At 31.7% G+C, this 25,002-nt stretch carries 21 protein-coding genes; 10 read left to right on the top strand and 11 right to left on the bottom strand.

From position 1 onward, the window contains the following. The first annotated feature begins 58 nt into the window (after nucleotides 1–58). The gene (meaB, locus tag FRY74_RS04080; RefSeq protein ID WP_147098897.1) at nucleotides 59–1,075 is read left to right on the top strand and encodes a methylmalonyl Co-A mutase-associated GTPase MeaB; all 1,017 of its coding nucleotides are present in this window, start codon (nucleotides 59–61) and stop codon (nucleotides 1,073–1,075) included. A gap of 66 nt (nucleotides 1,076–1,141) precedes the next feature. Then, on the top strand, nucleotides 1,142–1,999 hold the full coding sequence (locus FRY74_RS04075) for a hypothetical protein (RefSeq protein WP_147098895.1): 858 nt from the start codon (nucleotides 1,142–1,144) through the stop codon (nucleotides 1,997–1,999). On the opposite strand, the gene FRY74_RS04070 is transcribed toward FRY74_RS04075, so the two are convergent. Continuing rightward, a complete protein-coding gene (locus FRY74_RS04070) occupies nucleotides 1,991–2,512 on the bottom strand; it encodes a DUF7935 family protein (protein ID WP_147098893.1) in 522 nt (173 codons plus the stop codon). The genes FRY74_RS04075 and FRY74_RS04070 overlap by 9 nt on opposite strands. 124 nt (nucleotides 2,513–2,636) lie before the next feature. On the opposite strand from FRY74_RS04070, the gene FRY74_RS04065 reads away from it, so the two are divergent. From FRY74_RS04065 to FRY74_RS04030, 8 genes are all read left to right on the top strand, one after another. Beyond that, nucleotides 2,637–3,833 (top strand): pyridoxal phosphate-dependent aminotransferase, encoded by a 1,197-nt coding sequence (locus FRY74_RS04065; RefSeq protein ID WP_147098890.1) that lies wholly within the window; start codon nucleotides 2,637–2,639, stop codon nucleotides 3,831–3,833. Nucleotides 3,834–3,837: 4 nt separating this feature from the next. Beyond that, nucleotides 3,838–4,833: a bifunctional heptose 7-phosphate kinase/heptose 1-phosphate adenyltransferase gene (locus FRY74_RS04060; protein ID WP_223265822.1), complete on the top strand. Its 996-nt coding sequence runs from the start codon at nucleotides 3,838–3,840 to the stop codon at nucleotides 4,831–4,833. Nucleotides 4,834–4,837: 4 nt separating this feature from the next. Continuing rightward, nucleotides 4,838–5,560 (top strand): bifunctional demethylmenaquinone methyltransferase/2-methoxy-6-polyprenyl-1,4-benzoquinol methylase UbiE, encoded by a 723-nt coding sequence (ubiE, locus tag FRY74_RS04055; protein ID WP_147098889.1) that lies wholly within the window; start codon nucleotides 4,838–4,840, stop codon nucleotides 5,558–5,560. A gap of 26 nt (nucleotides 5,561–5,586) precedes the next feature. Next, complete coding sequence (gene porT / locus FRY74_RS04050) at nucleotides 5,587–6,312, top strand: type IX secretion/gliding motility protein PorT/SprT (RefSeq protein ID WP_147098888.1); 726 nt, start codon at nucleotides 5,587–5,589, stop codon at nucleotides 6,310–6,312. A 14-nt stretch (nucleotides 6,313–6,326) separates the two neighbouring features. Beyond that, entirely contained in the window at nucleotides 6,327–7,892 is a 1,566-nt protein-coding gene (locus tag FRY74_RS04045; protein ID WP_147098886.1) for an NAD(P)/FAD-dependent oxidoreductase, read from the top strand. A 74-nt stretch (nucleotides 7,893–7,966) separates the two neighbouring features. Then, nucleotides 7,967–8,818: a DUF2911 domain-containing protein gene (locus tag FRY74_RS04040; RefSeq protein ID WP_147098884.1), complete on the top strand. Its 852-nt coding sequence runs from the start codon at nucleotides 7,967–7,969 to the stop codon at nucleotides 8,816–8,818. A 240-nt stretch (nucleotides 8,819–9,058) separates the two neighbouring features. Beyond that, the gene (locus FRY74_RS04035; protein WP_147098882.1) at nucleotides 9,059–9,529 is read left to right on the top strand and encodes an N-acetyltransferase; all 471 of its coding nucleotides are present in this window, start codon (nucleotides 9,059–9,061) and stop codon (nucleotides 9,527–9,529) included. Beyond that, nucleotides 9,513–10,052 carry a hypothetical protein gene (locus tag FRY74_RS04030; protein ID WP_223265821.1) on the top strand — a complete coding sequence of 180 codons (540 nt, stop codon included), beginning with the start codon at nucleotides 9,513–9,515 and terminating at the stop codon, nucleotides 10,050–10,052. Before FRY74_RS04035 ends, FRY74_RS04030 begins: the two co-directional genes overlap by 17 nt. A gap of 68 nt (nucleotides 10,053–10,120) precedes the next feature. Here the strand turns inward: FRY74_RS04030 and FRY74_RS04025 are convergent, their stop codons facing one another. The 10 genes from FRY74_RS04025 to FRY74_RS03980 form a co-directional block, all read right to left on the bottom strand. Beyond that, on the bottom strand, nucleotides 10,121–11,029 hold the full coding sequence (locus tag FRY74_RS04025; protein ID WP_147098881.1) for a DUF2279 domain-containing protein: 909 nt from the start codon (nucleotides 11,027–11,029) through the stop codon (nucleotides 10,121–10,123). Nucleotides 11,030–11,085: 56 nt separating this feature from the next. Then, nucleotides 11,086–13,038, bottom strand: a complete 1,953-nt coding sequence (locus FRY74_RS04020; RefSeq protein ID WP_147098879.1) for an OmpA family protein — start codon at nucleotides 13,036–13,038, stop codon at nucleotides 11,086–11,088. A 2-nt stretch (nucleotides 13,039–13,040) separates the two neighbouring features. Beyond that, nucleotides 13,041–13,694, bottom strand: coding sequence for a 7-carboxy-7-deazaguanine synthase QueE (locus FRY74_RS04015; RefSeq protein ID WP_147098878.1), 654 nt, complete (start codon nucleotides 13,692–13,694; stop codon nucleotides 13,041–13,043). A 49-nt stretch (nucleotides 13,695–13,743) separates the two neighbouring features. Further along, complete coding sequence (ilvA, locus tag FRY74_RS04010) at nucleotides 13,744–15,003, bottom strand: threonine ammonia-lyase (protein WP_147098877.1); 1,260 nt, start codon at nucleotides 15,001–15,003, stop codon at nucleotides 13,744–13,746. A 6-nt stretch (nucleotides 15,004–15,009) separates the two neighbouring features. Further along, complete coding sequence (ilvC, locus tag FRY74_RS04005; RefSeq protein WP_147098875.1) at nucleotides 15,010–16,485, bottom strand: ketol-acid reductoisomerase; 1,476 nt, start codon at nucleotides 16,483–16,485, stop codon at nucleotides 15,010–15,012. Nucleotides 16,486–16,494: 9 nt separating this feature from the next. Continuing rightward, a complete protein-coding gene (gene ilvN, locus FRY74_RS04000) occupies nucleotides 16,495–17,034 on the bottom strand; it encodes an acetolactate synthase small subunit (protein ID WP_147098873.1) in 540 nt (179 codons plus the stop codon). Between the two features lie 12 nt (nucleotides 17,035–17,046). Beyond that, complete coding sequence (gene ilvB / locus FRY74_RS03995; protein ID WP_147098871.1) at nucleotides 17,047–18,768, bottom strand: biosynthetic-type acetolactate synthase large subunit; 1,722 nt, start codon at nucleotides 18,766–18,768, stop codon at nucleotides 17,047–17,049. 3 nt (nucleotides 18,769–18,771) lie between these two features. After that, nucleotides 18,772–20,448, bottom strand: a complete 1,677-nt coding sequence (gene ilvD, locus FRY74_RS03990) for a dihydroxy-acid dehydratase (protein ID WP_147098869.1) — start codon at nucleotides 20,446–20,448, stop codon at nucleotides 18,772–18,774. Nucleotides 20,449–20,458: 10 nt separating this feature from the next. Next, nucleotides 20,459–21,349: a branched-chain amino acid transaminase gene (locus FRY74_RS03985; RefSeq protein WP_147098867.1), complete on the bottom strand. Its 891-nt coding sequence runs from the start codon at nucleotides 21,347–21,349 to the stop codon at nucleotides 20,459–20,461. Between the two features lie 228 nt (nucleotides 21,350–21,577). Then, the gene (locus tag FRY74_RS03980; protein ID WP_147098865.1) at nucleotides 21,578–24,931 is read right to left on the bottom strand and encodes a T9SS type B sorting domain-containing protein; all 3,354 of its coding nucleotides are present in this window, start codon (nucleotides 24,929–24,931) and stop codon (nucleotides 21,578–21,580) included. Nucleotides 24,932–25,002: the final 71 nt, after the last annotated feature.

Below are 25,002 nucleotides of genomic sequence, written 5' to 3'. Positions count from 1 at the left end.
TTAATTTAAAAATTCGCCATTTCATTTTTTATTACTTTTATATTTCATTCACACTTTAATGAAAAACATTAATAAAATAAAACTAAAAAAACAGACTCTAAATCCTGCAAGCTACTATTTTGATGCTATTATCGCTGGTAACATTACCATTTTGAGTAAAGCTATTACTCTTTTAGAAAGTACTAAAATAGAAAACCATAAGATTGCAGAAGAAATTATTGAGTTGTGTTTGCCTTACTCTGGTAAATCACAACGAATTGGAATTACAGGTGTTCCTGGAGTTGGCAAAAGTACTTTTATAGAGTCTTTTGGAAAGTATTTAATAAATGAACATCATAAAAAAGTTGCTGTTTTAGCTATTGATCCTAGTAGTCAAAAAAGTGGTGGTAGTATTTTGGGTGACAAAACAAGGATGAACGACCTATCCATAAATAGCAATGCCTTTATTCGCCCTTCACCTTCTGCTGGAGCTTTAGGTGGTGTAGCAAAAGCGACAAGAGAATCAATTATTTTATGTGAAGCGGCAGGATTTAATATTATCTTAATAGAGACCGTTGGTGTTGGTCAATCAGAAACTAATGTGAATTCGATGGTTGATTTCTTTTTATTACTTATGCTAGCTGGAGCCGGAGACGAGTTACAAGGTATAAAACGAGGAATCATGGAAATGGCTGATGCTATATTAATTAACAAGTCAGATAGCGAAGATTCAACTAAAATAAAATTAGCTAAACAGAATTACAAAAATGCATTACACTTATTTCCTGCTAATAAAAGTGGTTGGCTACCAAAAGTAGAATCTTGCTCAGCTTTGAATAATATTGGAATTGAAAAAACATGGGAAATAATTAATAAACATAATGAGCTAACACATTTAAATGGTTGGTTTGAGCAAAATAGAAAAGACCAAGCTAAATTTTGGCTAAATGAAACTATATCTGATTCAATTAAAAATATGTTTTATCAAAACGAAAAAATTAAATCCCTACTTCCTCAAATAGAAAATGATGTTGTAAACGGAATAATTAGCCCTTTTAAAGCTGCACACCTTTTACTTAATGAATTTAAAAAGTAATTTTTATCATATTTTCGATTAGATATTAAAAGTACTTTTACCAAAAAATATCACATTAAAAATAATATGAGATTACTTTTAACTCTAACAATTCTAATCTCTGCCTCTACTTTTTTTGGGCAAGAAATATCTTCTGAAGCAACAACTCAAAAACGATCTAATAAAGGTAGATTTTATGGCTTCTGGGGATGGAATTCTGCTTGGTACACCAATTCTGATATTCATTTCAAAGGAGACGATCATGATTTTACTTTATATGATGTTAAAGCAAAAGACAGACAAACTCCACTTGGCATAGACCCATACCTTAATCCTTCAAGACTTACAATTCCTCAAACCAATTATCGCATTGGATATTACATTAATGATAAATACGATATTTCTATTGGTGTTGACCATATGAAATATGTAATGGATCAATTTCAGACGGTAAAAATAGATGGAAGAATTGACATTGATAATATTTATAATGGAACATATAATAACCAAGATATTATAATGAGTTACGATTTCTTAACTTTTGAGCATACAGACGGTTTAAATTATATCAGCATAGAGCTTACTAGAAATGACGATTTATTAGAATTACTTAAGATACATTCTAACCCTAAAAAAATTCAACTAAACACTTTATTAGGTTTTGGAGGAGGAATATCTTATCCCAAATCAAATGTCAGGTTAATTAATAACCTAAGAAATGATGAATTCCATGTTGCAGGTTATGGTTTTGCTGCAAAAGGTGGTTTAAATCTAACCTTTTTTAAATATGTTTTCTTAAGGTCAGAGTTAAAGTATGGGTTTATCAATATGCCTGATATTAGAACAACACCTTCAGCTTCGGATAAAGCAAGTCAGCATTTCTTTTTTACACAAATTAATTACTCGATAGGTTTTACTTTATACCCTTTTAGTAAATCAGAATAACTGACGCACTTCATTTTTAATTTGATTGATTGCAATTTGAGTAGGTGAAGATTCTAATTTCAATACTATATCAAATATTTTTTTACTTAGTTCAGCATTTGTAGCATTTGCTGGAACTTGAGTTGCTGCAATATTTATAATTTTTATCACCTCTTCTTTTGCAATTTTGGTTGTTTCCCAAACAGTAGCAGAAACATAAACTTGTTGGCTAATATTATGTTCAAATTCTGTTCTAATAGTTTGTACTAAACTAGATTGTAATAACTTTGCATCCATACCTTGCCTATTAACTCTCGACACAACATTATTTATTGATACTCTCTCCAAAAATAAAATTAAACGTTCATAAGCTTGAAGTCTTAAAGGTGTAGCTATTTTTTGATTAGCTTTTCTAAGTTCTAACATCTGTTTACGGTACTCATTGTCCATAAATTTCTTTAAAATTAAATATGTAGCCACAAACATGATGAAAGAAGGAACTGTATATTTTAAAAGTTCTAAAAAAGTATCCATAATATATTTTTATTTTAAAGATTGATAAAAGTATTAAAAAAGAAAGTACTTCTGTTTTATCGTTCCACTATTTTAAGATAATAACTACAATTTTATTAGTTTTGTTGTTCACTTTTTTAATCATATGGAACAAATTTTATCAAACAGAATAAATAGTTTAAGTGAATCTCAAACACTTGCTATGGCAAGACTAAGTAGAGAGCTTATTGCAGAAGGAAAAGACATTATTAGTTTAAGTATTGGTGAGCCCGATTTTGACACTCCAACTTTTATTAAAGAAGCAGCAAAAAAAGCGATTGACGAAAATTATTCACACTATACTCCTGTTCCAGGGTATATTGAATTAAGACAAGCTATTTCTAAGAAATTTAAAAGAGATAATAATCTAGATTATACTCCTGAACAAATTGTTGTTTCTACTGGAGCAAAACATGCTTTAACAAACTTAGCACTGAGTATTCTTAATCCTGGTGATGAAGTTTTATTACCTTCTCCATACTGGGTTAGCTATTTAGAAATGATTAAAATAGCTGAAGCAACTCCAATTACAATTACAACAAATATTGATAACGATTTTAAGGTTACTCCAGAACAAATAGAAGCTGCTATAACTCCTAAAACTAGAATGATTTGGTTTAGCACACCTTGTAACCCAAGTGGTTCTGTTTATACAAAAGAAGAATTAAAAGCTATCGCAGATGTTATTGTAAAATATCCGAACATTTTAATTGTATCTGATGAGATTTATGAGCACATTAACTTTTTAAGTAAACACGAAAGTATTGCACAATTTGATTTTATAAAAGATCAAGTAATAACTGTTAATGGCGTTTCTAAAGGTTTTGCTATGACTGGATGGAGAATTGGTTACATTGGTGCTCCTAAATGGATTGCCGAGGGATGTATTAAGATGCAGGGACAATTTACCTCTGGAACTTGCAGTATTGCTCAAAAAGCAGCTCAAGCAGCTTTAGAAGCTGATGCAAATGTTACTGATGAGATGTTAAAAGCTTTTAAAAGCAGACGTGATTTAGTATTAAAAGAAATGGGAGAAATTCCAGGCTTAAAACTAAACGAACCAAAAGGTGCTTTTTATGTTTTTCCAGATGTAACTAACTTTTTTGGCAAAACAGATGGAGAAACAATGATTAATAACTCTGCTGATTTAAGCATGTTTATTTTAAATAAAGGATTAGTTGCTTTAGTATCTGGAGATGCCTTTGGAAATCCTGATTGTATCCGTTTATCTTATGCTGCATCAGAACAAACTTTAACTGAAGCTATTAGAAGAATAAAAACTGCTTTAGCAACTTTAAAATAAAATTTTGAATAAAAACGAAATCATAAATCTATTTAGCGACTTCAATAAACTTAATGTTTTAGTTATTGGAGATGTAATGATAGATGCATACTATTTTGGTAAAGTTGATCGGATCTCACCTGAAGCTCCAGTTCCTATTGTTTCTGTTCAAAATAGAGAAAATAGACTTGGTGGAGCAGCTAATGTCGCGTTAAACATTCAAGCACTAGGTGCAACTCCTATTTTATGTGCTGTTATTGGTAATGATGAAGATGGGAAGCTATTTAATCAACTACTTGAGAAACAACAACTTTCAAATGAAGGTATAATTACAAGCACGGATAGAATTACAACTGTTAAAACAAGAATTATTGGAAATAATCATCAAGTATTAAGAGTTGATTCAGAAACAGATAAGCCTTTAAATAATAGCGATAATCAGTTATTTATAAAACAAATTGAATCGTTAATAAAATCTAAAAAAGTAGACGCTGTAATTTTTGAAGATTACGACAAAGGAACAATTACTCAAGAAGTTATTGATAGCATTGTTAGTTTATGCAACATAAATAACATACCAACAACTGTTGACCCAAAAAAACGCAATTTTTTAAGTTATAAAAATGTTAGTTTATTCAAACCTAATTTAAAAGAATTGAAAGAAGGTTTAAATATTGAAATTAATCCAAGAAATATTATTGAAGTTAGTGAAGCTGTTGATTTATTAAACAAATCATTAAACAATACTCTTAACTTTATTACCTTATCTGAGAATGGCGTTTTTATAAAAGACGACAAAGAAAGTCATCATTTAGCAGCTCATTATCGAAATATAGCTGACGTTTCTGGAGCTGGTGATACTGTAATAAGTGTAGCTTCATTATGTTTAGCTTTAAATCAACCTCCAAAAATGATAGCTGAAATTTCAAACCTAGCTGGAGGTTTAGTATGTGAAAAAGTTGGTGTAGTACCAATAGATAAAGATCAATTATTATCAGAAGCCATTTCTAAATTGGTTTAAACTTATGACAGTAATACCTTATAAAAATAAAGAAGGAAGTAAGAAAGAACAGGTAGCAACTATGTTCAATAATATTTCTGCTAATTACGATTTTTTAAACCACTTTTTATCTTTAGGTATTGATATACTTTGGAGGAAAAAAGCAATACGATTATTAAAAGACCATAAACCTAAAGTTATCTTAGATATAGCTACAGGTACTGGTGATTTTGCGCTAGAAGCATTAAAGCTTAACCCAGACAAAATTATTGGAATTGATATCTCTAAAGGAATGCTTAGCGTTGGTAAAGATAAAATGAAGACAAAAGGAGTTGACCATATTATTGATTTACAACTAGGTGATTCGGAAAACTTACCTTTTGAAGAAGCTACATTTGATGCTTACACTGTTGGTTTTGGTGTAAGAAATTTTGAAAATCTTGAAAAGGGATTAGCTGAAATGTTAAGAGTTTTAAAGCCTAACGGTAGAGCGATTGTTTTGGAATTTTCAAAACCTAAAAACTTCCCTATTAAGCAACTTTATAATTTTTACTTTAATAAAATTTTACCGGGAATTGGTAAAATGGTTTCTAAAGATAACGCTGCTTACACCTACTTACCTGAATCTGTAAATGCTTTTCCTGATGGACAAGATTTTGTTGATATATTAGGTAAATTAGGTTATAAAAATCCAAAAGCTATACCATTAATGTTTGGAATTGCATCAATTTATACTGCTACCAAATAAATTTAAGAATTACTCGTTAGTACTAAATGTTTAAGACAAAACAACGTACATTATTAATCCTTTTCTTGTTGACTTTTGGCTTTACATCGGCTCAAAAATCAACAACTTTAAACTTACCAAAGTTTGACCATCGTTTTATGCATTTTGGCTTTCTATTAGGAGTTAACTCTGCGAACTTTGCCTTAGATCGTTATTCCCCAAATGTTGAAGGTTCTGATTCTTTATACATTTTAGAGCCAAATAGTACTACAGGATTTAATTTAGGAATAATATCTGCAATGCATTTAGGCGAACATTTTAGTTTAAGATTCACCCCTAACCTAGCCTTTGCTCAACGTAAATTAACCTACACATTTCAAACTATAGATGGCGAAAAAAAGTATGTTAAAGACATTGAATCTACCCTAATTAATTTCCCCATAAATCTAAAATTTAAATCAACAAGAGTGAATAACTTTAGCGCTTATATTATTGGAGGTTTTGCTTATAGCTTAGATTTAGCCTCTAACGAAAGTGCAGTTAATGATTCGAAAGACCCAAATGATATTATTGTAAAACTTAAGCCAAATGATTTTATGGGACAAATTGGTTTTGGAACAGATTTTTACCTCGAATATTTTAAGTTTGGCGTTGAATTAAAAATGTCATACGGATTAAAAGGACTTGATGTTAAGGAAGATAACGCTTTCTCAAATCCTATTGAAAAACTAAAATCAAAAATGTTTTTACTTTCCTTAACTTTTGAAGGGTAATATCTAAAATTAAAATGAGAACAATAGACATTGTTGTATTACCTGAAGAAGCATCGAATCCAGAATACTTAAGAAAAATTATTTCTAAAGAAATTAGAGAAAAAGAATTTGAGTTTGTAGTTCGAAAACGTTCTATTGACGCTAGAAGAACTCCAGTTAAATTTAACCTTAGAATAGATATTTACATCAATGAAACTATTCCTCCGGCAATAAACACAACTACTTACCAAAATGTAGCCAACAAAAAACAAGTAATTGTTATTGGATTTGGTCCTGCCGGAATGTTTGCAGCTTTAAAACTAATTGAGCTTGGCTATCAACCAATTGTTTTAGAACGCGGAAAAGATGTTCGCAGTAGAAGACGAGATTTAGCTGCAATTACTAAAAATCAAATTGTAAATCCTAATTCAAACTATTGCTTTGGTGAAGGTGGCGCTGGAACTTACTCTGATGGTAAGCTATATACGCGCTCTAAAAAAAGAGGTGATGTAAATGCTATTTTACAAGTATTGGTTGAACATGGCGCTGACGAAAATATACTAGTTGACGCACACCCACACATTGGTACGAATAAGTTACCTAAAGTTGTAACCGATATGCGTGAAACTGTTTTAAAATATGGAGGTATCATTCATTTTGAAACACAGGTTACTGATATTATTTTAGAAAATAATAAAATTAAGGGGGTAATTGATCAAAACAATAAAACGTATCAAGCTGATCAAGTAATATTAGCTACAGGACATTCTGCACGTGACATTTTTTATTTATTAGATAAAAAAGGGATAGAAATAGAATCGAAACCCTTTGCTTTAGGAGTAAGAGTAGAACATTCTCAAGATTTAATTGACGCTGTTCAGTACCATTGTGATATTCGAGGTGAACATCTCCCTCCTGCTTCCTATAAGTTAGTACAACAGGTTAAAAAACGTGGTGTATTTTCTTTTTGCATGTGCCCAGGAGGTATAATTGCCCCATGTGCAACTGCTCCCGGAGAAATTGTAACTAATGGTTGGTCTCCATCAAAACGAAATAATCCTTTTGCTAACTCTGGAATTGTTGTTACTGTTGAACCTGAAGATTTGGAACCATACAAAAAATATGGCGCTTTAGCTGGATTAAAATTTCAAGAAGCTGTTGAAAGAGCAACTTTTGTTGGTGCAGGAAATGATACAATTACAAATAATGGACAAATAGCTCCTGCACAACGTTTAATAGATTTTATAAACAACAGAACTTCGACAACATTACCAGATTGTTCATACAAACCAGGAGTTGTTTCAGCTCCATTACACTCCATTTTACCAAAAACAATTGTAGAACATTTACAAGGAGGATTTAAAGCTTTTGGTAATAAAATTACAGGCTATTTAAATAGAGACGCTATAATTGTTGCTGTAGAAAGTAGAACTTCATCTCCAGTTAAAATTCCAAGAGATAGAGAATTATTAGAACACCCACAAATTAAAGGGTTATATCCGTGTGGCGAAGGTGCAGGATATGCTGGAGGTATTGTTTCGGCAGCAATTGATGGACAAAAATGTGCTCTTGCCATTCATCATAAAATTCAAGCTCAGTAACTTTTTAGACCTTATTTTTGCATTTAAAAAGAGATTATTTAATAATTTCGAAAACTAATCTATAAAATTAAACTATGAAAAAATTACAAACACTACTATTAGCAAGTTCGTTTATAGCATTAACAGCTAATGCTCAAATTAAAGCTCCACAACCTAGTCCAACTGCTACATTAACACAAACAATTGGTTTAACTGAAGTTGAAGTTTCTTATTCTAGACCTGGTGTTAAAGACCGTGTTATTTTTGGTGAATTAGAAAAATGGGGTAACCTATGGAGAACTGGTGCAAATGCATCTACAAAAGTTAAATTTAGTGACCCTGTAACTGTTGCAGGAAACAAACTAGCTGCGGGTGAATATGCATTATATGCTATACCAGGAGAAAATGAGTGGACAATAATTTTTAACACTAACCTTACTTTATGGGGAACTGGTGGATATAAAGAAGAAGAAGATGCTGTTCGTTTTACTGTAAAACCAACTAAATTAAACGATAAAGTAGAATCATTAGATATTGATTTTAGTCACTTTACTTACACTGGTGCAAACATGGAAATTAAGTGGGAAAACACCTTAATTTCTTTTTTAGTTGAAACTAATGCTATTGAGCAAGTTGAAAAACAAATTAAAGATCAATTAGTTGACGGACCAAGTGCTGGTTCTTATGCTGCTGCTGCTGGTTTTTATTTAGAAAACGATAAAGATTTAGCTCAAGCTGTAACTTGGATGGACAAAGCAATTGAGAAAAGACCAGAAGCTTTTTGGTATGTACATACAAAAGCAAAAATATTAGCTAAAATGGGTAATAAAAAAGAAGCAATTGAAACTGCTAAAAAATCTATTGAAATGGCTAAAGCTAATGAAGGTGGAGATTATGGTTACGTTGCTAACAACGAAAAATTAATTAAAGAATTAGAAGGAAAATAATTCCATCTTTTTTATACAAAAAAAGGCTAACCAATTGGTTAGCCTTTTTACTTTTAATTAACAACCCTTGACTTTATCAGAAAAATACTCGAACTTCGTTTAACACAATGTAAAAAACATTAAAACGTTTCCAACAAAAGCGTTACCTACAACTTAACAATTAGCACTAATTCTTCCCAAATTCGGAAATTCTAAAATTATTGTTTCCGTTTTTAGGAAACTTTTTCATATATTTGTCGTATGACAATAATAGATACCTCATCCAAGGTGGAGCATCAGATTGAAATTACACCCATAGAAGATGTTGACTATAAAGTCTTAACTAAAAGTCGATATTTCTTTGACTGGGAAGTTGAACATGAATATGAGGTATATAAATTACAAATTGTTGGATCAAGTGAAATTTTAGGTCTTATTTCATTAGAAAGAATTCCAAATGAATGGAGAGTACATATTAGACTCTTGACTGTATCCAAGGAAAATAAAGGGGAAGGTAAAAAGTATGATAAGATTGCTGGTAACTTAATAGCCTTTTCAGCAAAAATTGCAGTTAACGAATATGCCGAATATGCTTGCGTATCATTAAGACCAAAGAGTCAAATTGCTGAGCATTATATTTGTAAATATAATATGATACCAACAGGGATGACGCTGAGTATAGAAGTACCAGAAATATTGAACTTAATAAATTTATATGACCATGGAAAGTAAGAAAAACAAAGGTTTTATTGAAGATGCTGAATATGGTTTAGACTCAAGATACAAATCAAACGAAGAGTATAAATCTGAGGCTACTTTACTGATGGAGGCACGATTAAATAGGATGAAGAATCTATCTAAGGATCAGATTATTCGTGCTAAACTTATGCAGTTAAAGCTAAAAATGGAGGAATATATTAAACAGCCAATATATGACGATCGAAATCACTTTTCTGAATTTCTTAAATTATATGTTGACACAATATATTCAAAAAGAAACAGATTTGCGGATGACATTAATATTAAGCCCATTAGGCTTAGTCAAGTAATTAACAACCATAGAGAACCTAAAGATGAATTCATAATGAAGTTAATGATTCATTCTGAAAAGGTTTATGAGAACATTTGTGACTTTCATAAGAAGACTTGGTATCAGGTTTATTTTCACGAAAAAATATGTGATACCATGTCAAGTCAAGAAAAATGGAGACCAGAACTTGAAAAGGATATTAAGATTAGTGAATTAATTAAATAATAGACTGTAGGTAACAATGTATAAACGGCGTTAAAAAGACCGTTTATACTAACCGTTAAACGAAATCTCTAAAAATAAAACCCTTTAAACTTGGTTTGTCCATTTTGATTAAACTCTAGTGCTGGGAAAGGAAACTTAACAAAACCAAATGCACCTAGCACCGTATTGGCAAATTTACTTTTGGTTTTTATGCGGGTTAAATCAATATCTAACGAGAGGTAAAATTGTCTTTTTCTTTCAGTTGTACTATAATCGTAATAAACACCATCTGTTACAAAAACATTATCATGTCCGCCTAACATTCCATCAGCACCATAACCAATAGCCAAATTAAGCCATTTAGGGAACTTTGCGTCGTTTTTTAAGAAAGAAGCAATATTTGCACTCAACCAATAAGTTTGTCCGTTATAATCCTTTAAAACTTGTTCGCTTAAATTACTTCCTAAAACATTTGGTCTTACAGCAGCATAATCGGTTGTATGAAAAGAATACTTTAATAACACACGTTGTTCTTTCCAAGCTAATTGTTGCGCAATAAACAAACCAGTACCTGAAACATTGGCAACCATATCGCCAGTAGAAAAACCCCAATCGGCAGAGTAACCATCTAAAACTTCCACTGAGGTCAATAAAAATAAACCAAGAGTTCCTCCATACCAAGTTGCTTTTTTCTCACTTACCCCACTCCACTTTAACACCTCATAACCAGCCATACCAACATAATAAGATGTTACAGCGTGTCCTATTTTGTCCATTTGTAACCATTCTTGGTTATCATTAAAAGTGTGAAAAGAAGTAGTTGGGACATCTTTATACCACAATTGGCTTAACCCAACCATTGTTCCGCTATAAATAGTTGCTTCTGATGCAATTACGGTGGTTAATCTTTTTTTGTTTAGCGTGTCGAGTTGAGCTTTTAGAGGTGAGAAGAAATTCAAACTTATCAATAACAGAAGTATGTATTTAATTACCTTCATTTCCCTTTACATCCAATCTAAAAAAATTCCTGATCAAAACCGGAATGATGTATATCTTAATTTGCTATAACCTTAAATTCGGTTCTTCTATTTTCGGCTCTACCGGCATCAGTATCGTTAGTAGCTATCGGTTGAGTATCTCCATAACCTTTAGTAGTTAATCGGGTAGCGTCAATTCCTTTTTTCACCAAATAATCAAACACAGCCTTACTTCTATTTTCAGATAAAGTTTGGTTCATTTTTTTATCCCCAACATTATCGGTGTGTCCGCTCAATTCAATTTTAAGTTTTTCATTTTTATTCAAGAAATCAACCAATTTATCTAACTCAATTTCTGAACGTGTTTTTAAATCGAATTTAGCGGTTTCAAAAAATACATTTTTGAGTACTACACTTTGCCCCACTTTAATTTTATGCATTGGTACATCCTTTTTAAAAGGCTTATCAATAGTACCCTCAGTTAAAGTAAAGTTTTCAGAATGAAATAAATAACCTGGTTGAGAAACATTCAAGGCATAATCTTTATTTACCGGCAAACAAACTAAGTATTCACCAGTTACTTCATCAGCATAAGACTGAACTGCTACTTCTTTGGTTTGTAAGTTAATCAACTCAAAACGTGCTGGAAGAACTTCTTTAGTTTCTGCATCATAAACCTTTCCTGCTAAGTAAGTTACTCTATTTGGACGAGCATTTTCTGGTAATTCAAAAGCATATAAATCTAACTCTCCAAAACCACCTTCTCTGTTACTAGCAAAATATGCTAGCTTACCTTCTGCATCAACTAATAAACTATTCTCATCACTAAATGTATTAATTGGATAGCCTAAGTTAACTGGGGTTGTCCACTGTCCGTCTTCATTTTTTGTACTCATGAACAAATCTAATCCTCCCATTCCAGGATGTCCATCAGAAGAAAAATACAACGTTTTATTATCTGGATGAATAAATACAGATTCTTCTCTACCATCAGTGTTAATTACATCACTTAAACGTGATGGTGTTGACCAAACTCCTCCATCACTCAATTCGCTAGTCCAAATATCTTGTTGCTTAATTCCTCCTCTTGTTCTAAAACCTCTTATAAAATAAAGGGTTTTACCATCTGAAGAAAAAGAAGGTTGAGTTTCCCAATGTTGAGTATTAATTGGTGTTCCTAAGTTTTTAGGATTTGTCCATTTACCACCAATATTATAAGCATAAAACAAATCACAACTTCCATAACCTTTTCTATCTGGTCCATAACCATTCATATCGGCACAAGATGTGAAAATTAAAAATTGTCCGTTTGGCGATATTGTTGGAGCACCTTCATTGTTTAAGCTGTTAATTCCTTTTAAATTTATTGCTTTAGACCAATTATGTCCATCATATTTACTTACATAAAAATCTTCGTTAAACCCATCGTATGTTTTTTCTGAATTCAATCTACGTGTATATAATAAATACATTCCATCTGCCGAAAGTGAAGGAAAATATTCAGGTAACTCACTATTAATTCCTTCTCCTAAATTTTTTGGTTCAAAAGGAACTGGATGCTGCAATGCTTCCATTGCAAACTCGCAATCAATTAATCCTTTTTTTGCAGGCTCTTTCATCATTAATGGCGAGTCGGTAAACTTAAAATAGTTCGTTAGGTTTTTTTGAGCCTCTTCATATTTACCAAATCGTAATTCAAGCAGGCCAACAGAAGCGTGAGCTTCTGGAAACAAATCAGGTTTTATAGCTATTGATTTGTTATAGTGTTCAATTGCCTCTTCATATCTTCCTGTTTCTGTATAAACATAAGCCAATAATAATTCAGGCTCAGCGAAATTTGGATCTTTTTCTAATGCTTCTAAAAAATTAAGCTCAGCAAGTTCATTATTACGCATATCGTATGCATTCTTTCCTTCTTCGTAAAGCTTAATTGCTTTTTTATTAGAGCTAGTATATTTTTTATCTTGCGCCTTTATTGAAAAGCTAGCAAACAATAAACCAAGAATTATTAGAATTGAAGATAATCTCATAGTTAAGGTATTTTCATGTATTTATGGGTTTGTAGCGAAACATTCCATTTTGGGTTTTCCATTACATAATCAATTATAATCGGCATAATCTCGTCTACTTTACTCCATTCAGGTTGAAGATACAATTTACACTTCTTATTTACAAATTCAGCTTGTTCTTCAGCCCATCTCAAATCATGCTTATTGTGTATAATCACTTTTAATTCGTGAGCTAAGCTGTAATTTTCTTTTAAAGGTAATTTGTTTTTCTTTGGAGATAAGCAAATCCAGTGCCACTTTCCAGTTAATTTGTAAGCTCCGGATGTTTCTAAAAACAACTCAACACCAATTTGAAGTAACTGTGTTGTAATTTCTTCTAAATTATAAATGGTTGGTTCACCCCCTGTAACAACTATGGATTTAGCTGGGAATTTTTGTATGTTTTTTACAATTTGAGAAATATCAGTTAATGGATGAGTATTAGGATTCCAACTTTCTTTCACATCACACCAATGACATCCAACATCACAACCACCAACTCGAATAAAATAAGCTGCTTTTCCTGAGTTATATCCTTCTCCTTGAATGGAATAAAACTCTTCCATAATTGGAAGTTTTAAACCTTTTTCAAGTAATTCTTTTTCTTTTAACGAAGCTAAATCAATTTCATTTATCATAAGAAAGGTAAAATTAAGAATACCTATCTTAATATTTATAAATACAATCTTAGATAATCATATTTAGCAAATTAGGCTTCTCATTTAAGTACTCTCCTAATACACCTCTATCCATCATTCTCAACATTAAAGGCTGTAAATCTTCTTTAGACTTTAGTTGAACTCCAACAACTGCAGGGCCTTTTTCTCTATTATTTTTTTGAGAAAACTCAAAATAGGTAATATCATCATTTGGACCTAAAATATCATTTACAAACTCTTTTAAAGCTCCTGCTCGTTGCGCAAAATTGACAATAAAATAATGTTTTAATCCACTATATAAAAGTGCTCTTTCTTTTATTTCCTCCATTCGAGTAATATCATTATTACTTCCACTTAATACACAAACTACATTTTTTCCTTTTATCTCTTCATGATATTGATCTAAAGCAGCTAACGATAATGCTCCAGCTGGCTCAACAACTATAGCATCTTTATTGTACAATTTTAAAATGGTTTCACAAACTTTGCCTTCAGGCACAACTACCATATCAGCTAAATTATCTTTACAAATTTGAAAAGTTAAATCTCCTACTTTTTGAACGGCAGCGCCATCGATAAACTTATCTATATTTAATAATTTGGTATTCTCTCCATTTTTTATTGAAGTACTCATTGAAGGCGCTCCTTCTGGTTCTACTCCAACAACCTTTGTATTTGGAGACAATTGTTTAAAAACGGAAATGACTCCTGCAGCCAATCCACCACCCCCTATTGGTAAAAAAAGGTAATCTATAGGAGCTTTAGCTTGCGCTAATATTTCCAACCCAACCGTAGCTTGACCTTCTATTACTTTCTCATCATCAAATGGAGGAATAAATGTCATCTGATTATTTGTACAAAACTCTTTAGCAGCTAACTGTGCATCATCAAAAGTGTCTCCTACTAATTTAATTTGAACGTAGTCTTCTCCAAACATTCTAACTTGTTCAATTTTTTGTTGAGGAGTTGGTAAAGGCATAAATATTACGCCTTTTATTTTTTTGTACCTACAGCTAAACGCAACCCCTTGAGCATGATTTCCCGCACTAGCACACACTACTCCTTTAGCTAATTCATCATTAGTTAAACTACTTATTTTGTTAAAAGCACCTCTAATTTTGTAAGATCTTACATTTTGTAAATCTTCTCTTTTTAAATAAATGGTTGCATCATGCTCTTTTGATGCATTAAAATTTATCATCAAAGGAGTTTCAGATGCCACATCTTTTAAAATACTAGAGGCAAATTTTACATCTTCTAATTTTGGAAAATAAGTAGCTGTTTTCATTTAAACCTAATTTAAATTAGTCATTTCAGTCATCGATTCTCTTAACTCATAACCAATTATTTCTATCGGATGAAATCTGATTAATTCGTTCACTTCTATCAATTCTTTATTATCGACTCCAGTATTTATATTTTCATTGAAGTTTTTACCAATTAAATTGATATCAACTTTTTTCATAAAATCAGCTAATAAAGGCTTGCATGAATGATCAAACAAATAACAACCATATTCAGCTGTATCACTTATTATTCTGTTCATTTCAAACAGTTTTTTACGAGCAATTGTATTTGCAATTAATGGTGCTTCATGCAACGATTCGTAATAAGCCGACTCTTCTTTTATTCCAGTTTCTGTCATTGTTTCAAAAGCTAACTCTACACCAGCTTTTACAAAAGCTACCATCAACAATCCATTATCAAAATATTCTTGTTCTGATAATTCAGAAGATATTGCTTCTGTTTTTTCAAAAGCTGTTTCACCTGTCTCAGCTCTCCACTTTAATAAATCGGCATCATTATTCGCCCAATCTTTCATCATGCCTTTCGAAAATTCACCAGACATAATATCATCCATATGTTTTTGAAATAAAGGAGTCATTATTTCTTTTAATTCTTCAGCAATATCAAACGCTGCTATTTTTGCAGGATTTGAAAGTCTATCCATCATGTTAGTAATTCCACCATGCTTTAATGCTTCTGTAATTACTTCCCATCCATATTGAATTAGTTTTGCAGCATAACCAGGTTCTACACCTTTTTCAACCATTTTATCAAAACATAATATAGAGCCAGTTTGTAATACCCCACATAATATGGTTTGTTCTCCCATTAAATCAGATTTAACTTCCGCAACAAAAGACGAATGTAACACACCTGCTTTATGACCACCTGTTCCTACACAATAAGCTTTTGCTATCTCCAAACCATCTCCATTTGGATCATTTTCTGGATGAACAGCTATTAAAGTTGGTACTCCAAATCCTCTTTTAAATTCTTCTCTCACTTCAGTACCCGGTGATTTAGGAGCTACCATTACAACGGTAATATCTTTTCTGATTTCCATACCTTCCTCAACAATATTAAAACCATGAGAATATGAAAGTGCAGCACCATTTTTCATTAATGGCATAACCGCTTGAACAACTGAAGTATGTTGCTTATCTGGAGTTAAGTTAATTACCAAATCAGCTGTAGGGATCATTTCTTGATATGTACCCACTTTAAAACCATTTTCAGAAGCATTTAAATAAGAGGTTCTTTTTTCATTAATTGCAGAATCTCTCAAAGTGTATGAAACATCTAATCCTGAATCTCTTATATTTAGTCCTTGATTTAACCCTTGAGAGCCACATCCAACGATAACAATTTTTTTACCTTCTAGTTTACTTGTTCCTTCATCAAATTCTGATGAATCCATAAAATCGCAAGTTCCAAGTTGCTCTAACTGTTTTCTTAGTGGTAATGTATTGAAGTAATTTTTCATCTTATTTCTTTATTTATTTGCTGATGCAATTTCTAATTCGTTTAAATATTCCCTTAATTCTTTCATTGGTTTTGTTATAGCCACTCTCCCTGACCTGACAAATTCTAAAATGCCGTAAGGTGCTAATTCGTCAAATAATAGCTGAGTTTCTTCTTTATGTCCAGTTTTTTCAATAATTGTAAATGCTGGTTCTACAGTTAAAAATCTAGCATTATGTTTTCGTACAATTTTCTCCGCATTTCCTCCAGCCGCTAAAACATTTGTAGCTACTTTATACAATGCTATTTCTTGAAATACAACTTCTTCATTTGTATGGTAAAAAGCTCTCACAACATCAACTTGCTTATCTAATTGCTTTACTACCTTAATTACTAATTCTTCTTCCTCTGTAATTACAATTGTATAACGGTGTATTCCTTTAATTTCACTCTCAGAAGCAGCTATACTTTCAATATTTATATGCCTTCTTGTAAATATTATACTTACTCTATTTAATAATCCAATCTGATCTTCTGTAAAAACAGATATTGTAAATTGTGTTTTACTCATTTTTTCCGATTTTTAATCTAAACGTATTTCTGACACTGAAGCTCCTGTAGGAACCATTGGAAATACATTATTTTCTTTTCCAACCATTACTTCTAAAAGGTAAGATCCTTTATGATTCAACATTTCCTTTATTGCATCATCTAATAATGATCTTTTATCAACTTTATTAGTAGCCAAACCATATCCTTTTGCTATTGTTTGGAAGTCAGGATTAACCATTTCAGTTGAAGAATAGCGTTTATCAAAAAATAAATCTTGCCATTGACGAACCATTCCTAAAAACTCATTATTTAGGATTAATAGCTTAACATCTATTTTAGTTTGAAATATAGTCCCTAATTCTTGAATTGTCATTTGAAATCCACCATCGCCAATAACACCTATTACTTGCCTATTTGGTGCACCAAATTTAGCTCCTATTGCTGCTGGTAAACAAAAGCCCATTGTACCTAACCCTCCAGAAGTTATCATGCTTTTGGTTTGATTAAAAGCTGCATATCTACACGCAATCATTTGGTGTTGTCCTACATCTGTAACAACTATTGCTTCTCCTTTAGTTACTTCATTTATTCTTGAAATAACCTCCCCCATAGTTAATTCTCCATCAGTTGGGTTAGTTTCAGCATCTATTACTTTCGTTTTTTCAATTTCTCTTAACTCATAAAATTTATTTAGCCAATTTAGATGTGTTTTTTTATCTACTAATTTAGTAAGTTCCTTAAGCGATTCTTTACAATCACCTAAAACTGCAACAGTACTTTTTACATTTTTGTCGATTTCAGCAGGGTCAATCTCCAAATGAACAACTTTTGCTTGTTTAGCATACTTTTCTAAATTTCCAGTAACCCTGTCATCAAATCGCATTCCTACAGCAATTAAAACATCACATTCGTTAGTTAAAACATTTGGTGCATAATTACCATGCATCCCCAACATACCAATATTTAAAGGGTGATTTGTTGCTAATGCAGATAACCCCATAATAGTCCATGCTGAAGGTAATCCAGCTTTTTCGATAAACGCTTTAAATTCTTCCTCAGCTTCAGCTAAAATAACTCCTTGACCAAATAATACAAAAGGCTTTTTTGCTTGATTTATTAAATCTGCTGCTGCTTTAACACTTGCTAAATCTACTTTTGGTTTAGCTACATAGCTTCTTACTTGATTACATTTCTCATAGTGAAACTCAAATTCGCCAAACTGAGCATCTTTAGTTATGTCAACTAAAACAGGTCCAGGTCTTCCTGAACGAGCGATATAAAATGCTTTAGCTAAAGCTGCTGGTATATCTTCTGCTTTAGTAACTTGACAGTTCCATTTTGTTACAGGCATTGATATACCTACAACATCAGTTTCTTGAAATGCATCAGTACCTAATAAATGTGAGTGAACTTGACCTGTAATACAGACTAAAGGAGTAGAATCAATTTGAGCATCAGCTATTCCCGTTATTAAATTAGTCGCTCCGGGTCCTGATGTAGCTATACAAACACCAACTTTACCTGAAGAACGAGCATAACCTTGAGCTGAGTGAATAGCCCCTTGTTCATGTCTTGTTAAAACGTGATTTAATTTATCTTGATAATCGTAAAGAGCATCGTAAACTGGCATAATTGCTCCGCCAGGATATCCAAACATTAAATCAACACCTTCAGCTAGCAAACACTTTACAACAGCTTCAGCTCCACTTATTTTAAGTTTTGTCTTCTTTTTTTCAACTTTTAAATCTTCCATTTCTTAAAATTTATCGGTAACACACCCTAAAGATGCTGATGAAACAGTTTTTGCATATTTGTATAAAACACCTCTTTTTACTTTAAGTTCAGGTGCTATCCAATTATTTCTTCTTTCAGCTAATTGTTCATCCGTTAAATCAACATTTATCGTATTCAATTCAGCATCTATTGTAATCACATCGCCATCTTTTAATAAAGCTATATTACCTCCAATCTGTGCTTCAGGTGTAATGTGTCCTACAACGAAACCATGAGTACCACCAGAAAAACGGCCATCAGTAATTAGTGCCACATCTTGACCTAAGCCTGCTCCCATTATTGCAGCTGTAGGTTTTAACATTTCTGGCATTCCTGGTCCTCCTTTTGGTCCTTCATATCTTATAACCACAACATCACCTTTTTTTACCTCGCCATTTCTTATCCCATCATTTGCTTCATATTCTCCATTATAAACTTTAGCAGTACCAGTAAATTTCAAGCCTTCTTTACCTGTTATTTTTGCTACCGAACCATCTAAAGCAATATTTCCTTCTAAAATTCTAATATGGCCTGTTTCTTTTAAAGGATTTTCAAGCGGACGAATAACATCTTGATTTTCCAATAAATCTGGAACTTCCGCTAAATTTTCAGCTAATGTTTTTCCAGTTACCGTAAGACAATCACCATGAAGCATCCCTTTGTTTAATAAATATTTTAAAACAGCCGGTGTACCTCCTATTTTATGCACATCTTCCATAAGATACTTTCCACTTGGTTTTAAATCAGCCAAGAATGGTGTTTGATCACTTATTCTTTTAAAATCTTCTAACGTAAAATCTACTTGAGCAGCATCAGCAATTGCTAAAAAATGTAACACAGCATTAGTTGAACCTCCTAACACTGTTACTAATGTAATAGCATTTTCAATCGATTTTTTATTTACTATATCTGAAGGCTTCAAATCTAATTTTAACAATTCTACTACCTGACTTCCTGCATTATAACTTTCTTTTTCTTTATCAGCACTTAAAGCAGGGTTTGAAGAATTATAAGGTAAAGCCATACCTAGTGCTTCAATTGCCGAAGCCATTGTGTTTGCAGTATACATTCCACCGCAAGCACCAGCTCCAGGTACTGCATTTTCTATAATTTCTTGAAATTCTTTTTCATCCATTGTTCCTGCCATCTTTGCTCCCCATGCTTCAAATGAAGAAACAATATCTAATTTTTTCCCATGACAACTTCCTGAATCTACTGTGCCACCATAAACCAAAATAGAAGGACGATTTAATCTTAACATCGCAATTAGAGCTCCAGGCATATTTTTATCACACCCAACAACAGTTACTAATCCATCATAACTCATCCCTTCAACTACAGTTTCCATTGAATCTGCAATTACATCTCTTGAAGGCAAAGAATAACGCATGCCAGGAGTTCCCATAGATATTCCATCGCTCACACCTATAGTATTAAAAACTAAGCCTACTCCATTTGCTTTATTTATACCTTTTTTAACATGAAGAGCTAATCCGTTTAAATGCATGTTACAAGGATTTCCTTCATAACCTGTACTGCCAACTCCAACAAAGGGTTTTGTAAAATCTTCTTTTGTTAAACCTATTGCATGCAACATGGCTTGCGCTGCTGGTTGTGTATCATCTTGAGATACTCTTTTACTAAACTTATTTAGTTCCATAATTTTTATATTATACTAAATCAAAACTTTTATATTCTCTTGAAGATACTCTGTGCTTATACATTCTAGCTAATTCAGAGCCCATAGTATCTTCCCATTTCATTTTAAAATTAACACCATCTAAAGAAGCTATTCCTGCAACTTCTGCTGCAGTCCCTGTAAAGAAAGCTCCATCAGCTCCTTTTACTTCTTCTGGTGTAAAATATTTTTCAACCACTTTAAAATTTAACTCTTTAGCCAATCCTATTACTGTAGATCTTGTTATTCCTGGTAAAATATTTCCTAAAGGTGACGTGTAAATTACACCATCTTTTTCATAAAAAAAGTTTGCTCCTGGTCCTTCAGCCACATTTCCTTTTGCATCTAATAATAATGCTTCATCAAAACCTTTACTTTTTGCTTCAGTAGTTGCTAATATAGAATTTGTATAATGACCAACCACTTTTGCTTCTACATGGCAAGATTTAGGATTTGGGCGTTGATATGAAGAAGTCATTAAGTTTAATAAATCATTACCTAAATATTTACCCCATTCCCATGCACACAAAAACACATTTACTTCTTCAGTTGGCTGTAAACTCATATTTGCTCCTAGATAAACTAAAGGACGAATATAGGCATCTTTTAAATTATTTTTCTCTAACAATTCGTAAGTAAGTGAAGTTAATTCCTCAACAGTATAATTCATATTAATGTGCATTTTTTGTGCAGAATATAGTAATCTTTCGTAATGTTCTTTGGCTTTAAAAACTTGAACACCATCTTCGGTATCATAAGATCTAATACCTTCAAACACACCATTACCGTAGTGTAATGTTTGAGCATATAAATCAGTTTTAGCTTCTGATGCTTTTAACCATTTTCCATTTAAGAATACTGTTGTGTTTTCGTTGTAATACATTTTTTTTTGTTTTTAATTTTTTTAATAAAAAAAAGCCATCCTTTTGGATGGCTTTTAAACTAAACTTTACTATATAAAACTAGTTACACCATCCCTGTTACATTATTAATAATAATGTTGACGATAGATGGTATAATAACTTTTATTTTCATAACTGGTACAAACTTACAACCATTTAGGCAGCTAAAAAATATTTTTTTTACAAAAATTAAAATGTCTGATTAAAATCTATTTTAGAACATTAACATGACCTATATAATTCTCTATTTCTTGTGTTTTTATTTTTTTTGCTGTGATTTTCCAAACATAAACATCTTGTTGAACCACCGTACCTTTATAAACTCCATCCCATCCAGTATCAATATCATCTGTTTCAAAAATTAACTCACCCCATCTATCAAAAATCTGGAATTGATAATTAGAACGGTCATAACCTGAAATAACAGGAATAAATATGTCATTTCTATTGTCTCCATCAGGAGTAAAAGTATTAGGTATAAAGAACAAATCTTCATTTATAATATCAATAAGATCACAGATTGAATTACTACATCCGTAAATATTTTCAACATCTAAACAAACTTCATAAACACCTATACTGTCTGTTAAAGGAAATTCAAAAGAAGGATCCTGTAAATCTGAGTTTCCAAAACTATCAAATGTCCAATTAAAAATTGTTCCTCCTGTTGAAAGATTATTAAAGTTAATAAGCGTGCTATTAAACTCATCATCATTTAAAATAGACTCAAAACTGGCAACAGGATAATCATATACACAAATTGCATTTAAGAAAGTGGAATTAGAAACACAACCTTCTGCGCTTGTAACATTTAATGTTAAATCATAACAGCCAGGAGTATTAAAATCAGCTACAAGTGAATCTAAATTTGAAACTACATCTCCATTTGATAACACCCAGCTATATTGATTTGTAGCATCAAACGCGTTTGCAAAATAAGCTGAAGAAACTGGATAACATCCCTCTACTTCATCTCTATTGAATGAAGCAATTGGCAATTGATTTACCACAACTTTAACTGTATCATAAACAGCTGGAGATCCACAACCATCAGTTAATGTTACTACGTAATTAATTGAGTTGTTAGGCGAATCATTAAATTGAGCAGTGTTAATTCCATTGCTCCAGTTAAAGTTATAATTACCGTCTCCTCCATTTGCAAGAGAGCTAATATTAACTTGACTACCTTCACATATTGTAGTATCATTAAAGGCTACAATATGTAATGAATCTCTAACACTAATTAATACAGAAAGTGTATCAGAAATACATCCATTTTCATCTGTTACATTTAGTGTATATTCTGTAGTTAAAATTGGAGATACATTTTGCAAAGCATTATTTGGTAACCCATTATTCCAATTATACCCAATAACACCTGTTCCACCATTTACATTAGAAGTAAGTACTGCAGTTTGACCAATACAAATTTGCTGATTAGAATCCAGAGTTAAAACTAACTCTTCAGGTTCAATTAAATCAATAAAATTAGTATCGGTACAACCAGTTAAAATATTAGTTGCTACAACAGTATATATATTTGTTGTAAGATCTGTTATTACTGGACTATTTAATACTATAGGTGAGACCCAATTATATTGATAATCATTTGGATTTGGTGATACTGAGGCTGAAAGGATTCCATTATCACTTCCAAAACAATCAATTGAATCGACAACTAAAATATCTACAGTAAAATCAATTGGTTCATTAACAGTAATTATTGAATCGAAAAAACAACCGCTATTATCTGTAACTGTTAATGTATCAATACCTGCAAATAAATTTGATTCAGTACTATCCGTATTTGCAGATGAAGTCCAACTATAAAAATAAGGAGAAGTACCACCAGAAACTGTAACAGATATTTCTCCATCGTTTAAACCAAAGCAGGAAACATCAGTTACTTGTATTTGAGAATTTAAAGCTGATGGCTCTATTATTTCAACAACTGAATCTAATGTGCAATTGTTCTCATCTTCAATATTAACAGTATATGTATTTGCAATTAAATTTGTAAAATCATTATTTGTTTGAAACAAACCTCCATCTAAATTATATTGAATAATTCCGGTACCTCCAGATGCATAAACATTAATTTGACCTGTTTGGCCATTACACAATGGATTGATAACAATTAAACTATCAATAACTGGTGCTCCATTATTTATTATATTTTCCTGAATAATAAATTGACAACCTTTTGCATCTTCAACTACTACATCATAAAGACCAGCAGATAAATTTGGAAAAGAATCTGAAGGTAAAAAAGTTACTCCATTGTCTAAACTATATTGATAGTTTGGAATACCTCCTGACATATTAATTTTAATACTACCATCAGCAACACCGCAATTAGCATTTATAATATTTGATGAGTAAACTAGATTTGTTGGTTCATAAACTTCAATAATAGTATCTATAGAGCAACCATTATTATCGGTAACATTTAAAGTATCCAAGCCGGCAAATAAATTTGATTCAATACTATCTGCATTTAATGATGAACTCCAATTAAAATTATAAGGTATTGAACCTCCTGTTAATGAAACCGAAATTTGACCTGTATTACCACCAAAACATCTTACGGAATCAACTAAAAATGATAAATCTAATTCAGCAGGTTGATTTATTTGAGTAAAACTAGAATCTAAACAACCTAATGTATCTCTAATGTAAACTGTATAGTTCCCGGTGTCAAGATTAGAAAAGTTTGTACTCGTCTGGTAAGTTATATTATCAATACTAAAATTATAATTAGGCGTACCTCCATTAATATTTGAGACATTAATTTGCCCTGAAAAATCATTAAAGCATAATAAATCAGTTGAATCTAAATCGAATGTAATAGGACCACAACAAGATTCTACTTTTATTAAATCACCACCTGATGAATTTGCACAAGCTGCACCAAAAGTTCCTGGCCAAGCGTTACCCAACAATAGACCAAGAGTAGCTAATGTTTCTGGGGTTTGATAGTTTACAGCATAAACAGTATAGTTACCAAGTGTTAATTCTCCAGTTACAGCATCTGTTGTAAAAGTAGCTGAGCCTGTAATTAAATCTAAATTTTTTATTGAAACAATATTACCTGTTGCATTATCGACCATAACCAGTATCTGATTATAACCAGTAGCAAAATTATAATTAGGGTTCATTGCAATTACAATATCATTACCTGAATTTTCACAAACACTATCGACAGAGGTATTACAAACAGTAATAGGTAAAGCTGAAGAAATATTATAACAACCTGTATTTATTGAACTAATATTAACTCCTACAACCGGAATTACAGGAGCATTTGAATTATCATAATTTATTGAGTAGGCATTATAACTTCCAAAATTTTGAATACCAAAGTTTCCTGTTGAACTAGTTGCTATTATATCGCCATTAAAATCAGTTAAAACATAAATTTGAGTATATCCAACTGCAGAATTATGTGTACCAGAGGGTATTATTACCACAGGTTCTGAAGAAGTAAAATCACATGCTCCAGAAACTAAGTTTACTTGAAAAAATAAACAGACAAGAACAAATATGTATTTGTATAATCTCATTTGTTTATTATTTAGATATAGTTCCTGCGTTAGCTCCACAACCGTTACATGTTGCTGGTGCTGTAAATAAT

It is taken from the genome of Vicingus serpentipes (genome assembly GCF_007993035.1).
In the GTDB taxonomy this organism is placed as follows: Bacteria; Bacteroidota; Bacteroidia; order Flavobacteriales_E; family Vicingaceae; genus Vicingus; species Vicingus serpentipes.
Note: the sequence above shows the minus strand (reverse complement) of the source record. Positions and strands in the feature narration are given on the sequence as shown.

Excerpts from the sequence above, each read along its gene's own strand:
- FRY74_RS04025 (WP_147098881.1), bottom strand. The coding sequence starts at position 11,029 with ATGAAGGTAATTAAATACATACTTCTGTTATTGATAAGTTTGAATTTC.
- FRY74_RS04030 (WP_223265821.1), top strand. The coding sequence starts at position 9,513 with ATGACCATGGAAAGTAAGAAAAACAAAGGTTTTATTGAAGATGCTGAA.
- ilvC (WP_147098875.1), bottom strand. The coding sequence starts at position 16,485 with ATGAAAAATTACTTCAATACATTACCACTAAGAAAACAGTTAGAGCAA.
- FRY74_RS04040 (WP_147098884.1), top strand. The coding sequence starts at position 7,967 with ATGAAAAAATTACAAACACTACTATTAGCAAGTTCGTTTATAGCATTA.
- FRY74_RS04075 (WP_147098895.1), top strand. The coding sequence starts at position 1,142 with ATGAGATTACTTTTAACTCTAACAATTCTAATCTCTGCCTCTACTTTT.
- meaB (WP_147098897.1), top strand. The coding sequence starts at position 59 with ATGAAAAACATTAATAAAATAAAACTAAAAAAACAGACTCTAAATCCT.
- ilvD (WP_147098869.1), bottom strand. The coding sequence starts at position 20,448 with ATGGAACTAAATAAGTTTAGTAAAAGAGTATCTCAAGATGATACACAA.
- FRY74_RS04045 (WP_147098886.1), top strand. The coding sequence starts at position 6,327 with ATGAGAACAATAGACATTGTTGTATTACCTGAAGAAGCATCGAATCCA.
- FRY74_RS04020 (WP_147098879.1), bottom strand. The coding sequence starts at position 13,038 with ATGAGATTATCTTCAATTCTAATAATTCTTGGTTTATTGTTTGCTAGC.
- FRY74_RS04070 (WP_147098893.1), bottom strand. The coding sequence starts at position 2,512 with ATGGATACTTTTTTAGAACTTTTAAAATATACAGTTCCTTCTTTCATC.
- FRY74_RS03985 (WP_147098867.1), bottom strand. The coding sequence starts at position 21,349 with ATGTATTACAACGAAAACACAACAGTATTCTTAAATGGAAAATGGTTA.
- FRY74_RS04035 (WP_147098882.1), top strand. The coding sequence starts at position 9,059 with ATGACAATAATAGATACCTCATCCAAGGTGGAGCATCAGATTGAAATT.
- ilvA (WP_147098877.1), bottom strand. The coding sequence starts at position 15,003 with ATGAAAACAGCTACTTATTTTCCAAAATTAGAAGATGTAAAATTTGCC.
- FRY74_RS03980 (WP_147098865.1), bottom strand. The coding sequence starts at position 24,931 with ATGAGATTATACAAATACATATTTGTTCTTGTCTGTTTATTTTTTCAA.
- porT (WP_147098888.1), top strand. The coding sequence starts at position 5,587 with ATGTTTAAGACAAAACAACGTACATTATTAATCCTTTTCTTGTTGACT.
- ubiE (WP_147098889.1), top strand. The coding sequence starts at position 4,838 with ATGACAGTAATACCTTATAAAAATAAAGAAGGAAGTAAGAAAGAACAG.
- FRY74_RS04065 (WP_147098890.1), top strand. The coding sequence starts at position 2,637 with ATGGAACAAATTTTATCAAACAGAATAAATAGTTTAAGTGAATCTCAA.
- ilvN (WP_147098873.1), bottom strand. The coding sequence starts at position 17,034 with ATGAGTAAAACACAATTTACAATATCTGTTTTTACAGAAGATCAGATT.
- ilvB (WP_147098871.1), bottom strand. The coding sequence starts at position 18,768 with ATGGAAGATTTAAAAGTTGAAAAAAAGAAGACAAAACTTAAAATAAGT.
- FRY74_RS04015 (WP_147098878.1), bottom strand. The coding sequence starts at position 13,694 with ATGATAAATGAAATTGATTTAGCTTCGTTAAAAGAAAAAGAATTACTT.